Source organism: Labrenzia sp. CP4 (assembly GCF_001579905.1).
Classification (GTDB): Bacteria; Pseudomonadota; Alphaproteobacteria; order Rhizobiales; family Stappiaceae; genus Roseibium; species Roseibium algicola.
Map to the genome: position 1 here is coordinate 4,785,986 of NZ_CP011927.1, position 13,342 is coordinate 4,799,327.

The window sequence follows — 13,342 nt, forward strand, 5'->3', positions numbered from 1 at the left end:
TGGCGGGCTTTTTTGTTTGGGCCTTCCATTGACCAGATGTCCGACCCCGACCAATGACCTCCCACAGCTTAATCACGGCACCGATCCATGCCGTTTCCGCCCCATCAAATCAAACCTTGTTTGACCGCTCCGCCACGACAGGGACCGCAGGATCAGCCCCGACACCGACACAACTGATGGGGTAGTCGCAGAAGAGAACCTTGCTCCGCGAAAGGCACAAAACCGCTGAGAAACAAAAAGCCCGCTTGAAAGCGGGCTCCTTAATTCCATTCTGCAAGTTGCCCTCAGGCGGTGGCAGAGGTGAACTGGTCATTGAAGGCGTATCCGGCACCACGGACGGTACGGATAGGATCCTTCGCCTTGCCCTTGTTCAGAGCCTTGCGCAAGCGACCGACGTGAACATCGACAGTGCGTTCGTCCACGTAGACATCGTGACCCCAGACCCCATCCAGCAGTTGTTCGCGGGAGAAGACACGACCAGGCGATGTCATCAGGAATTCCAGCAGGCGGAATTCCGTCGGCCCCAGGTGTATTTCCTTGGTGTTGCGGCGAACGCGGTGCGTTTCGCGATCCAGTTCGATATCGCCGGATCGCAACATGCTGGACACCACTTCCGGGCTTGCCCGGCGCAGGATGGCGCGCACGCGGGCCATCAATTCCGGTACCGAGAAGGGCTTGACCACGTAGTCGTCGGCACCGGTCGACAGGCCGCGGATGCGCTCTGCTTCCTCACCGCGTGCCGTCAGCATGATGACCGGCAGGCGCTCGGTATCCTCGCGCGCCCGCAGGCGGCGGCACAGTTCAATTCCGGACAGGCCCGGCAGCATCCAGTCGAGCAGCAACAGGTCCGGCAGGCTTTCCCGCAGGCGGATTTCCGCCTCGTCACCCCGGACACAGGACTCGACCGAGTACCCTTCCGCTTCCAAATTGTATCTCAATAGAAGGCTGAGCGGTTCTTCGTCTTCAACGATGAGCACCTTCGGCATACATCTCGCTCCAATTACCGCAACCGGCGCCGAAGCGCCGGCCGTTAAGATCTTCTGCAAATCCGACGATTACCAGCGGGTCAGACCGCGCCTGTTTCGTCGACCTTTGCCCGGTCTTCCGGCAAACGCTCGCCAGTGACCATGTAGTAGACGTTCTCGGCGATATTCGTCGCGTGATCGCCGATGCGCTCGATGTTCTTTGCGCAGAACAAGAGATGGACGCACTGGGTAATGACCCGCGGGTCTTCCATCATGTAGGTCAGGAGTTCGCGAAAGATCGACGTGTAGATCGCGTCGACCTCGGCGTCGGCTTCCTGAACCCGGCGGGCGGCTTCCGCATCCTTCCGGGCGTAGGCATCCAGCACCTGCTTGAGCTGCGAAAGAGCGAGTTCCGTCATGTGCTCCACACCGATCGCAAGCTTCTTCGACTGCAAGTCGCTGTCGATGGCGATGACGCGCTTGGCAACGTTCTTTGCAAGATCGCCAACACGCTCCAGGTCATTGGCAATGCGCGTTGCGGCGGTGATTTCACGCAGGTCCTGCCCCATCGGCTGGCGGCGGACGATCAGCTCGATCAGCTTCACTTCAAGTTCGTTGTAAAGGCTGTCCAGCCGGACATCGCCCTTGATCGTCGCCTTGGCAAGCTCCAGATCCTGCGACACCAGCGCGGACACCGCATCGGCGAAAGCCTTTTCGGCAATACCACCCATTTCGGCAACCTTGCCGGCCATGGCCGTCAGTTCGTCATCGTAAGCCGAGACTGTATGTTCAGACATCCTGTGTCCCCTTCAGAAACCTAAAAAATGCTTAGCCGAAGCGGCCCGTAATATAGTCCTGCGTACGCTTGTCCTTCGGATTGGTAAAGATGTCCTCCGTCAGACCTTCTTCAACCAAAATACCCAGGTGGAAGAACGCGGTACGCTGAGACACACGGGCAGCCTGCTGCATCGAGTGGGTCACGATCACGATGGTGAAGTTTTCCCGCAGTTCGTCGATCAGCTCTTCCACCTTCGCGGTCGCGATGGGGTCGAGCGCCGAGCACGGTTCGTCCATCAGGATCACTTCCGGGCTGACGGCAATCGCGCGGGCAATGCACAGACGCTGCTGCTGACCACCCGACATGCCGGTGCCCGGCTCGTCCAGACGGTTTTTGACTTCTTCCCAAAGCCCGGCCTTCTGCAGGCTGGAGGCAACGATTTCATCAAGCTCGGACTTGTTGCGGGCCAGACCATGGATCCGCGGACCGTAGGCAATGTTGTCGTAGATCGACTTGGGAAACGGGTTCGGCTTCTGGAACACCATGCCGACCTTGGCGCGCAGCTGTACGGGATCGACCTTGGGATCGTAGATGTCCTCACCGTCGATCTTGATCGACCCTTCCACACGGCAGATGTCGATGGTGTCGTTCATGCGGTTGATCGTCCGCAGGAACGTCGACTTGCCACACCCGGACGGACCGATGAAGGCAGTCACGGACCTCGGCTGGATCTCGATGTCCACGTCCTTGATGGCGTGGGTATCGCCATAATAGACCTGCACCTTGTTCGCGGAAATTTTGCTGTCGGTCATGGTTTTCGCCTGTTCAAAATTCGGCATCTCGTTCATCGGAGCAATCCTTACCAGCGGCGTTCAAACCTGCGGCGCAGGATGATAGCGATAATGTTCATGGTCATGAGGAAGACCAGCAGCACGATGATCCCGCCCCAAGCGCGTTCATAGAAAGCCGGGTCGGCACGTTTCGCCCACTCGTAGATCTGGGCCGGCATGGCCGAGTTCGGAGAGAAGAAACCGGCAGCCACACCGTCCGGGAAATTGGAGGCGATGAAACCGACCATCCCGATCAGGAGCAGCGGAGCGGTTTCCCCAAGCGCCTGTGCCAGACCGATGATCGTGCCGGTCAGAATGCCCGGCATTGCCAGCGGCAGGACATGGTGGAAGATCGACTGCATCTTGGAGGCGCCAATGCCAAGGGCCGCATCGCGGATGCTCGGCGGAACGGCCTTCAAGGAGGCGCGGGTGGAGATGATGATCGTCGGAAGCGTCATCAGCGTCAGCACCAGACCACCGACCAGCGGTGCGGATTGCGGCAGATGCATGAACTGGATGAACACCGCCAGGCCGAGAATACCGAACACGATGGACGGAACGGCGGCCAGGTTCGAGATATTCACCTCGATCAGATCTGTGAACTTGTTCTGCGGAGCGAACTCTTCCAGGTAGATGGAAGCGGCCACGCCGATCGGCAGCGACAGGAACAGCACCACCAGCATCATGAACAGCGACCCGATCATGGACGCCCCGATGCCGGCCTGCTCCGGACGGCTGTCGGAAGCATCGGTTCCGGTGATGAAGGCCCAGTTGAAGCGCTTCTCCAGCATGCCGGCGGACTGCATCTGGTCAGCCAGATCCAGGTGTGCGGCATCCAGGTTCTTGTCTTCGGCAAGATCCTCGCGCTTGACGCGGCCCTTCAGGTAGCCGTCGACACGGGATGAGGCGATAAGCTCGAAGGTTACCGTCGAACCGATCTTGTCCGGGTTGGCAAGCGCAAAGTCACGGACCGTGGCGGCAGCACCCGACGAGAACAGCTTCTGCAGGTCTTTTGCCGACATGTCTGTGGTGATGTTTGCACCGGCGAGTTCCTTGGCAAAGGCGTCATCGATGATGGCCCGGTACTTGGACGTCTTGACCACCGACTTTTCCGCTTCAGCAATCTGCTCCTGATTGAGCGGGACATCCACCTTCAGGAAGGTCTGGCTGAAGGCGCCAAGGCCGTTGGAAAGGATTGCCCACAACAGCGCAACGAGGAAGAACAGGCCGATGCCGATGGCAATGATGCCGTAGAGCTTGAAGCGCGCTTCAGCGGCGTTGCGCTTTCTGGTCAGCGGATCGAGTTCGAGGATCGACGTGGTCTTGTGCGGGGTCGGAGCACTGGTCTTGCCCGACGGTGGCGTAAGGGTCGTGTCGGTCATTAGTCGTACTGCTCCCGATATTTGCGCACGATGTAGAGCGCGACGATGTTGAGCCCCAGGGTCACGACGAACAGGGTCATGCCGAGTGCGAAGGCGACAAGGGCTTCCGGGGAGGCAAAGTCGGCGTCACCAGTGAGCTGGCTGACGATCTTCGCGGTCACGGTGGTCATCGCTTCGAGCGGGTTCATGCTGAGGCGGGCAGCTGCGCCGGCCCCCAGAACAACGATCATGGTTTCACCGATGGCGCGAGAGGCCGCCAGCAGGATGGCCCCGACGATCCCCGGCAGGGCCGCCGGCAGAATGACCTGCTTCACGGTTTCCGAATGGGTGGCACCAAGTCCGAGCGAACCGTCACGCATGGCCTGCGGCACAGCGTTGATGATGTCGTCGGAAAGCGAGCTGACGAAAGGGATCAGCATGATGCCCATGACAGCGCCCGCAGTGAACACCGAGGAAGCACCGGACATCCAGCTTACGCCGAGCGCACCGCCGGAGCCGAAGACGTTCATCAGAAGCGGGCCGACTGTGAGCAGCGCGAAGAGACCGTAAACGATGGTCGGAATACCGGCCAGGATCTCGAGCAGTGGCTTGGCAACGGCGCGTACGTGAGGCGTTGCATACTCAGACAGGTAGATGGCAGCGAACAGACCGATAGGCACAGCAACGGCGAGTGCGATCAGGGAGATATACATGGTCGCCCAGATCAGCGGCACGATCCCCAGCTCCGATCCACCGCCGAAGCTCGGCGCCCAGGTCAGGCCGAAGAAGAAGTCCGCGGCCGGATAGAGCCGGAAGAACTCGACCGTGTTGAAGATCAGCGACAGCACGATGCCGACAGTCGTCAGGATGGCGATCGAGGCTGCTGCAATCAGGATATAGCGGACGACCGTTTCCACGACGTTGCGGGCACGGAAATCCTTGTTGGTGCGCAGAACACCGACAGCGAAACCGATCAGGCCGACCGCCAGAACGCCGATTGTCCGCAACAGCAGGCCTGTACCCGAGATGCTGCGGTATGTCTGCGCGGCCCGCAACGTTTCGGAGGTCACTTCGGAACCGAGCGCGACACCTATCTCGCCGAGACGGCTGCGCACGTCGGTCAGATCGGTACGGATGGAAGACGCCATGTCGGCCGACATGGCACCTTGAGAAACGGCAAGGTCGAGACCCTCGGCAACACGTACGACGTCGCTCATGACGAGGTCGAGCGAACTTGCGGCAATGGTCTCTTCGGAAATCTTGGAGGAAACCTGACTGTCAAGAATGATGGGCTGGAAGATCAGCCACGCAATGAGCAGCAGGAGGGCAGGAACCAGTATCGAAACGACGACGTTCCAGCCGTAATAACCAGGCAGGGAATGGAGCTCTCGCACATCCCCTCCGGCAGAACTTAAGGCTTTTCCGCGGCCGACTATGTATCCGGCGACAGCCAGAACCAGCAGCGCAATAAGAATATATGGAAGTGACATAGGGCGACCCAACCGGCAAAGAAGAAAGAAAGGGCGGCCGAAGCCGCCCTTCCGGAAAGATGTGCTTAGTTGCCCATCGTTTCTTCGGCTTCGATGGAAGCCTGCGTAGCTGCAAGCTCCGGATCGGAAACCAGGCCATACTGGGCCAGCGGGCCGTCCGGGCCAGCGATTTCGTCAGAAACGAAGAACTGAGCGTATTCTTTCAGGCCTGGGATAACGCCGATGTGTGCCTTCTTGATGTAGAAGAACAGCGGACGGGAAACCGGGTACTCACCCTTGGCGATGGTTTCGGTGGACGGAGCGATACCGGCCATCGTTGCCACTTTGAGTTTGTCGGTGTTGTTCTCGTAGAACGCCAGGCCGAAAACGCCAACGCCGTTCGGGTTGGAGTCGATGCGAGCCAGGGTCTCGGTGTAGTCGCCGTCGATGTCGACCGACTTGCCGTCCGTGCGAACTGCGATGCAAGCGTCTTCAGCGTCGTCTTCGGACATGCCGCCGTCGATCATGGCTTTCAGAGCGCCGGATTCTTCACAGCCAACAGCCAGAACTTTTTCTTCGAACACTTCACGGGTGCCGTGCTTGGTGCCCGGGATGAAAGCAGCAATTTCCGCGTCCGGCAGGGAAGCGTCAACTTCGGACCACTTGGTATACGGGTTGTCGACGATCTGACCGTCCTTCAGGACTTTCGGGGACAGAGCGTTGAACCACTGAACCTGGGTGAATTCGTTGAAAGCCGGGCCGTCTTTCTGGGAAGCGAAGACGATGCCATCGTAGCCGATGCGGACTTCGATGATGTCTTTCACGCCAGCTTCGGCACAAGCCTTGATTTCCTTTTCGCGGATAGCGCGGGAAGCGTTTGCGATGTCGATGGTGTTTTCGCCAACGCCGGTGCAGAACTTCTTCAGACCAGCAGAGGAGCCACCGGATTCAACGACCGGTGTCGGGAAATCGGTGTTTTCGCCGAATGCTTCAGCAACGATGGAAGCATAAGGAAGAACCGTGGAGGAACCAGCAATCTGCACCTGGTCGCGAGCCTGAGCCGAACCAACGAATGCAGTGGAAGCAACGGCAAGAGCAGTTGCGCTAACGAGGGTCGTAAATTTCACTTGACCACTCCCTTTGAATGTCAAGGTTTCTAGATGATCACCGCGCTTGGATGTGCACGAGCGATGCGGGGAACCTAGGCTCCACGGATGAGAGTTCTATGACAGTTCCTTTTCAGTTTTGTGACAATTTAAGATGCTGAAATTACTCAAGAAAACCTGTTCCTTGACGGTTTTATGTCGCAAAGGGTCACAAAAACCCGTCTCGAGGTGCACATGGTGCAGCTCTCGCTTGCCTCGGCAAAGCTGACAGGCATCCCTTTTATCCATCTGGCGAGCGTTATGCCAGATCAGGGAGGCTTTCAGGCACCTGCCGCTGCGGCCGAACGGGGTTTTGCATTGCCCGGTTCAGCTCGATCAGAGTTGCAAGGCCGGCAACGCCATTGCGTCGGTCGCCTCTCGCCTGCGTTTTTCGGCAGACAGGGGAATCAGTCCCTTGCTCGCCAGATACCCATCGTCGCCCCAGGCCTCTTCGCTGGTGAAGGCAGCCACATACTCCTCCATGCCAGGAATAAGGCCGACGTGTTCCTTCTTGATGTAGAAAAACAGCGGGCGGGACACCGGGTATTCCCCGGAGGCAATCTTTTCGAACGTCGGCTCGACCCCGTTGACGCCAACACTCTGGATCTTGTCCCGGTTCTGCATCAGGAAGGAATAACCGAAGATGCCGACCGTCACGGGATTGGCCTCCAGAGCACCGACGATCAGGTCGTCGTTCTCGCCCGCTTCGACAAAGCTGCCGTCCCGGCGAATGCGCGTGCAACCGTCCTTTTCCAGATCCTTGACCGACTTGCAGCCTTCTTCCATGACAAGTTCTTCGAACGCGTCACGGGTGCCGGAGGTCGGAGGCGGTCCAAGCACCTCGATCTCCTCATTCGGCAAATCCGCATCGATGTCCGACCAGGCGAGGTTGCCGTTGTCGACAAGCTGTCCGTCCTTCGGAAGTTTCTCGGCCAGCGCCTCGAAGATCTGCTCCACTGTCAGGGTGAATTTCGGGCCATTGCGCGAATTGGCCAGCACGATGCCGTCATAACCGATTTCCACTTCGACCGGCGTGACACCGTTTGCGAGGCAGGTGTCCAGTTCCGAAGGTTTCATGCGCCTGGATGCATTCGTGATGTCCGGCGTGTGTTCACCAACGCCCTTGCAGAACAGGTTGAAACCGGCGCCTGAGCCCGTGGATTCGACAATCGGGAACTTTACGCCATTGCTGCCGACTGCTTCTGCGACCGCGGTCGCAAATGGAAATACCGTGGACGAGCCGACGATAAGCAATCGGTCACGCGCTTCGGCGGTCAGGGATGCCAAACAAAAAACGCCACACAACACAGCGCGGGCTGAAAAATACATCGGCACGTTAAAACTCCTGGACAAAAATGCTGGCGCGATCCGGCAAGACAGGCCTTCCTTTAGGCGGATCGCCTGACCGGTCACAAAAGACTTTTCCGATCTTGCAGTGGCAAGTCTCTAGCAGTCTCGCGTCTCAGGAATACGACAGTCGCCAATCCGGCATCAGGCGGAGATCTTCTCGGGCAGACCTTCAACGTTCTCCATGGCAGGCAAACTGATCTTGAACGTCGCCCCCTGCCCCGGCTCGCTCTCCACCTCCAGCCGGCCCCTGTGGCGTGTCAGGATGTGCTTCACGATGGCAAGCCCGAGGCCCGTCCCCTTCATCGCCCGGCTCGATTCGACATCGACCCTGTAGAACCTCTCTGTCAGGCGCGGCAGATGCTCACGCGGAATGCCCTCCCCGTAGTCGCGTACCGAAAGTTGCCAGGTCAGTGCATCCTGCGGCGCCTGCGGTCTTTCAAGACCGACGTCGACGAACTTGCCGTCATGGCCGTATTTCAGCGCGTTCTCGATCAGGTTTTCCGTCACCTGGATGAGCTCGTCCCTGTCGCCCCTGATCCGCACGGGGGTGTCCGGGAGCTGAAGCCGGATCTCGACGCCCATGTCGGAGGCCAGTGGAGACAGCGCATCGGTCGTATGCCGGACGATTTCTGACAGATCGACAGCATTTGCGGGCCGGACGTGCGCCTTCAGCTCGATCCGCGACAGTGACAGGATATCATCGATCAACCGGCGCATGCGCCCCGCCTGATCCAGCATGATCGACAGAAACCTGTCTCTCGCTTCCGGATCGTTGCGCGCAGGTCCTTGCAAGGTCTCGATAAATCCGGTGAGCGAGGCCAGCGGCGTGCGCAGTTCATGGCTGGCATTGGCGACGAAGTCCGTGCGCATGCGTTCAAGCCGGCGATTTTCTGTCAGGTCCTGAATGACCACCAGAATGAAGTCCGGCAAGCTCGGCATCTTTTCCAGGCCTGCGCTTCCGGGCATGTAGATTGGCGAGATATGAGCCTCGTACCAGGTTTCGGTCGGCACCTTCTCGATCCAGCTGATCTTCTCGGCCTCACCCGTTGTGCAGACACGGTCGAACGCTTCCAGCAGCGAAGGAGCCCGGAGCGAGAAGGACAGAGGATCACCCGGTTTCACGCCTTCATAAATCGACAGCGCCTGCTTGTTGACATAGCGGGTGATGCCCCGCCCGTCGGCAACGAAGCAGGGTGTCGGCAACGCATCAACAGTGACCTTCATGCCCGTACCCGGCCACATCCTGCGGATTTCCCGCTGGGCATTCAGCTTGACCCTGCGGCTCGAAGACTTGCGCGGCACGAAACAGGCCACGACAACAATTGCCGCCATGGCGAGCAGCGCCGTCGTCAACGGCACTTCATGGACGATGACCGCGCCTGCGGCAGCAGCAAACGCGAACAGCAGAATCCAGCGGGCCTCGCCAAGTCGGGTCAGCGGCGATGCGGCCTGCCGGTCTTCAGCAGGTTCTTCGATTGGCGAAGGCGGTTGGGTCATGGACGGTCGAGCGAATTCGTTTCAGCAGTTAGGTGTCCCGAGTGCAGACACTATTTCGACGTCTCAGTAAATGTGCAAGGCCGGAATAGGGAGATCGGGGCAGCATCGGACCACTCCCCTAACACGGAAAGCATGTCAGCCAAGCGACAATCAAATACACCCCTGAAAATGGGCTCTGACCCACCAACGCTGTTCGCGTCAGGTGAACCGAAACTTCCGAACCGGCGCTAAATACCCGCACCAATCACCGATTTTGAGGCAAGGGATGTCTGGCGGCGGATTTCAGGTTGTCCAGAATACGCGGCCAGCCATCAGGCTGGCGCATGCGTTCCAGATATTCCGCTCCCGCTTCGCCATGTCTCAGAAACTCACTGTGAACGATTTCAAGGCGCGTGCTGTCCCCGGCCTCGCGGAAGTTCACCATGACACGGCTTGCCGTCGCAGGATCCGCAACTTCCTCGCCATCCCGGCTGACCTGCCAGGCCAGACGAATGTAAAGCGGCGGTTCCAGTGAGAGGACGGTTCCCCAGACCCTGTGCTGGCCTTCACTGTCTATCTCATAACAGCTACCGCCCGCATAGGGATCGATACCCGCCTGAATCTTGCCCTCGCCCGCATCCTTGAAAGGCGATGTCCACCACAGATCAAGCCGGTCGACAAACAGTGAAAACGCCTGGCTCCGCGGCAGATTCAACATGCCTTCAACCCGGCACTCGGTGTCATGTGTCATGATTTTCCGTCAAATTCGTTCTTTCCAACCCCAAACGCACTGTTTCACATTTGGACCCGGCTTGGCAAAGTACCGCTTCCCTAGCCGATTCAAACGTCAGATACATGACGTACAGACCGAGGCAGAACCTGCCGAAACTGTCGCCCCTGGCGGAACCAACTGGAGACATCATGAAGCACGATCGCACGTTCGATCCGCAATATGGAACTGCCGTCGAGCTGATGCCGGGCGTGCGCCGGCTAACGGTAAACAACCCGGGGCCTTTCACCTTTCATGGCACCAACAGCTATCTGCTGGGGACCAATCGGCTGATCTGCGTTGACCCCGGGCCTGCCCTGGAAGGCCAGGTCGACACCATCTTGAAGGCTGCACAAGGCGCAGTCATCGAGGCGATCCTGATCACCCACACGCATGTGGATCATTCGCCGGGCGCACGGCTGTTGAAAGAAAGAACCGGTGCCGAGATCATCGGGTGCGGGCCGCACCGGCCGGCACGCGCGCTTCTTGAAAACGAGGTCAATCCGCTCGACGCCAGCGGCGACAAGGACTACGCGCCCGACAGGTTGCTGGAAGATGGCGAGATGTTCGAGGCCGCAGGCATTTCGCTTGAAGCCGTCGCCACCCCCGGCCACACGTCCAACCATCTATGTTTTGCCCTTGCCGGGGAACCGGTTCTGCTGTCCGCCGATCACGTCATGGGCTGGTCGACATCGGTCGTCGCCCCACCCGACGGCAGCATGCGGGACTACATGGCCTCGATCGACAAACTGCTGGCCCGTTCCGAATCCGTCTATCTGCCCGGACACGGCGGTATTGTTCGCAATGCCATCGACTACGTCCGCGACCTGAAGCGGCACAGGCACGACCGGGAAGCCTCTATCCTTCATGAACTGGCAAAAGGCGAAAGATCGATTCCGGAAATCGTATCGGTGCTCTATGCAGCGGTTGATCCGGCGCTGCACCCGGCAGCAGGTCTGTCCGTATTCGCGCACCTGGAGGACCTCGCGGACAGAGGCCGCGTCGAGGCCAGTCCGGAGCTGTCTCTTGCCGCCCGCTATCGCCTCACCGGCTGAGCCTGCAAGCGATCAGCCTTCCAGATCGACCGCATCCAGACCTTCGGCAACCGGCGCATCCTCGTCCTCGAAATAGGGTTTGAAGCTCGGCAACGGAATGGTTTCGCGCAAGTCTTCAACCGGTTCGGCCGGCAGGTCTTCTTCCAGCTCTGTCTCGTCGACCGAAAGCCGCGCCAGATCGCCGTATGTTTCCAGAAGCACACGGTCGATCTCGCTGAAGACAAGTCGGATGCGGTCCGCATTGTCGGTCAGGTCCTTCAGCGGTGTGCGCGAACGCGAACGGACGTCAAGCAGGGCCCCCACCGAATCCGGCCGGACGCGCAGTACGATATCGTGTTTCAATCCCAGGATCTGCGAAGTGCCCTCGGCCTGCAGATAGGTCGGTGCATCGAGGAGATCGGGTGGCAATTCATCAACGACCTGCCAGTTCAGACCTTCAAGCGCCTTGACACTCGCCGCATGCAGTTGAGCGGTAGAAATGCGGTATCGGCGCGGAACGATATCGGGGTAAAGACGGTCTTCCGCCGAATTGGCCACAGCAGTCATGCCCGGCGCGGCACCCGTATAAGCGGCAACCGCCGGCCAGACGTCTTCAACAAGCGCGGTGTTCAGCCAGTCGAGAAAAGGTTGTTCGCTTGAAGCCACATTTGTTTCAAGTTCGGGTGGATCGGTTCGGTTGGTGGCCAGGTCGCTCGCTCCCGCGTGCATGACCAGCATTCCGACCACAAGCACGGGCGTCGCAAGCGCCAGCAGCCCCAGGAACAAACCTGTGAGCGCCGCCGGCACGCCGGGTCCACCATAGGTCCAGATCCGGTGGAAGCCGAACAGGGCAAGCAGGATGGCGGCGAGCGCAATCGTAGCCGCTGCAATCAGAGACAGGACAAACACATCCGCGTCGATCAGGCCGAACCGCTTTGCCAGAAAGGCAATTGCCGCGAGCGCCAGCGCCACGGAGCCGGTCGTGCGACTGGCCGGTGCCGAAGCTGTTTTATAGACGGCGTAGCGCTTCATGAGATCCTATCTCGCCTGGCTTGCCGCATCTGCGCGGCAAGGTGTCCACCTGATTGTTTCTTCGTTTACAGCCAATTTGTCAAAAATGAACTTCACTTCGACAGCGAACACATCATACATTCCTTCTGGGCAAACGATAAACGTGCAAGCAAGACACGCCGGAAATACAGTTGCAAATCGGGGTAAGGCATGACCGGATTGCGGTCCCGTCATACGGCGAGCGAACAGGAACACCGCGCTGCCGGTGACGGAAAACAAAAGGCGTTTTCACCATTTGGCTTGTTTCGGCCAGGCTCTGCCAATATCTGCCTGTGCCACCTGCTGGTTCTGACGATACTCCTGTCGCCCATCGCCCTGGCATTTGCGATCCTCTATGCCGAACCGGGCGGACGCTGGCTGCAAGCCCACTATCATTACCTGCGGACAACCATTGCCCTCTTGGTCATAGGCCTCGGCACAGGAGGCCTGATGATCCTTCTGGGAGCTTCGATCTCTTCTGCATTGATGCTGGCCGGACTGGGCCTTTGTGCCACGACGGTACTGCTCAGCTACGCGCGATCGCTGCTAGGATTCTGCAGTGCCTTGCGGGGCTCTCCACTACGGAATCACAGAAGCTATTTCATATGAATGGGCAGTCATATACTTGCTCAAATGACTGGCAGGCCTAATTCGTAAATAAATCCTTACTGTATTACTTCAAATCCGGCCGGGATTCGTTACATCTTGTTATTGTTTTTGACTGGCCGATTTCCGCCAATAAGCGCATGCTTTTTCACATCCATTGCGAAAACCGGCTGAAAGGCGTGTTTTCTGCCTTCCGTTTGCCGCAATTGGATACGACATGCACACCGCCCGCGAGCCATGAAAACTTTAACCCAGAGAGCGGGCACTGGAAAAGACAACGGACGAGACAAATGTCTGAGCAATCTGCCCGCCCTGCCCCGAAGCAAAGCGCCGATGCGAAACTGGTGAACCTCTACAAGCCCGTCGGCATCGCAGCCCTCAATGCAGCTGCCCTTTGCAAGAATGCGGGCACGGTGGCCAAAAAGAAGAACTGAGCCGCTGCGCTATAGCGTCCGAAGACGCGGCAAGCCGCTGGTGACGGCCAGCTTGCCATGCTGTTTCGAGACGCT

13 protein-coding genes are annotated in these 13,342 nt (G+C 58.9%); 3 read left to right on the top strand and 10 right to left on the bottom strand.

From position 1 onward, the window contains the following. Window positions 1-284: 284 nt before the first annotated feature. The 9 genes from phoB to ACP90_RS21960 form a co-directional block, all read right to left on the bottom strand. Complete coding sequence (gene phoB, locus ACP90_RS21920) at window positions 285-986, bottom strand: phosphate regulon transcriptional regulator PhoB (RefSeq protein WP_023001813.1); 702 nt, start codon at window positions 984-986, stop codon at window positions 285-287. A gap of 80 nt (window positions 987-1,066) precedes the next feature. Then, window positions 1,067-1,762 carry a phosphate signaling complex protein PhoU gene (gene phoU, locus ACP90_RS21925; RefSeq protein WP_023001814.1) on the bottom strand — a complete coding sequence of 232 codons (696 nt, stop codon included), beginning with the start codon at window positions 1,760-1,762 and terminating at the stop codon, window positions 1,067-1,069. Window positions 1,763-1,793: 31 nt separating this feature from the next. Continuing rightward, the gene (gene pstB, locus ACP90_RS21930; RefSeq protein WP_228869519.1) at window positions 1,794-2,555 is read right to left on the bottom strand and encodes a phosphate ABC transporter ATP-binding protein PstB; all 762 of its coding nucleotides are present in this window, start codon (window positions 2,553-2,555) and stop codon (window positions 1,794-1,796) included. A gap of 47 nt (window positions 2,556-2,602) precedes the next feature. Continuing rightward, window positions 2,603-3,955, bottom strand: a complete 1,353-nt coding sequence (pstA, locus tag ACP90_RS21935) for a phosphate ABC transporter permease PstA (RefSeq protein WP_062490040.1) — start codon at window positions 3,953-3,955, stop codon at window positions 2,603-2,605. Then, entirely contained in the window at window positions 3,955-5,424 is a 1,470-nt protein-coding gene (gene pstC, locus ACP90_RS21940; RefSeq protein WP_062490042.1) for a phosphate ABC transporter permease subunit PstC, read from the bottom strand. Before pstC ends, pstA begins: the two co-directional genes overlap by 1 nt. A gap of 65 nt (window positions 5,425-5,489) precedes the next feature. Then, a complete protein-coding gene (locus tag ACP90_RS21945; RefSeq protein WP_023001818.1) occupies window positions 5,490-6,530 on the bottom strand; it encodes a substrate-binding domain-containing protein in 1,041 nt (346 codons plus the stop codon). Between the two features lie 354 nt (window positions 6,531-6,884). Next, entirely contained in the window at window positions 6,885-7,835 is a 951-nt protein-coding gene (locus ACP90_RS21950; RefSeq protein ID WP_286145699.1) for a substrate-binding domain-containing protein, read from the bottom strand. 204 nt (window positions 7,836-8,039) lie between these two features. Next, window positions 8,040-9,395: an ATP-binding protein gene (locus ACP90_RS21955; protein ID WP_062490046.1), complete on the bottom strand. Its 1,356-nt coding sequence runs from the start codon at window positions 9,393-9,395 to the stop codon at window positions 8,040-8,042. 244 nt (window positions 9,396-9,639) lie between these two features. Then, the gene (locus ACP90_RS21960; protein WP_062490047.1) at window positions 9,640-10,125 is read right to left on the bottom strand and encodes an SRPBCC family protein; all 486 of its coding nucleotides are present in this window, start codon (window positions 10,123-10,125) and stop codon (window positions 9,640-9,642) included. Between the two features lie 170 nt (window positions 10,126-10,295). Between ACP90_RS21960 and ACP90_RS21965 the strand changes: the two genes are divergently transcribed. Beyond that, window positions 10,296-11,198 (top strand): MBL fold metallo-hydrolase, encoded by a 903-nt coding sequence (locus ACP90_RS21965; protein WP_062491867.1) that lies wholly within the window; start codon window positions 10,296-10,298, stop codon window positions 11,196-11,198. A gap of 12 nt (window positions 11,199-11,210) precedes the next feature. Here ACP90_RS21965 and ACP90_RS21970 read toward each other — a convergent pair whose 3' ends face one another. Further along, window positions 11,211-12,209 (bottom strand): DUF1499 domain-containing protein, encoded by a 999-nt coding sequence (locus tag ACP90_RS21970; protein WP_062490049.1) that lies wholly within the window; start codon window positions 12,207-12,209, stop codon window positions 11,211-11,213. Window positions 12,210-12,398: 189 nt separating this feature from the next. Here ACP90_RS21970 and ACP90_RS21975 point away from each other — a divergent pair, with 189 nt between their 5' ends. Both ACP90_RS21975 and ACP90_RS28555 read left to right on the top strand, forming a co-directional pair. Continuing rightward, window positions 12,399-12,836: a hypothetical protein gene (locus ACP90_RS21975; RefSeq protein WP_023001825.1), complete on the top strand. Its 438-nt coding sequence runs from the start codon at window positions 12,399-12,401 to the stop codon at window positions 12,834-12,836. 287 nt (window positions 12,837-13,123) lie between these two features. Continuing rightward, on the top strand, window positions 13,124-13,267 hold the full coding sequence (locus ACP90_RS28555) for a hypothetical protein (RefSeq protein ID WP_201030421.1): 144 nt from the start codon (window positions 13,124-13,126) through the stop codon (window positions 13,265-13,267). The last annotated feature ends 75 nt before the right edge of the window (window positions 13,268-13,342 follow it).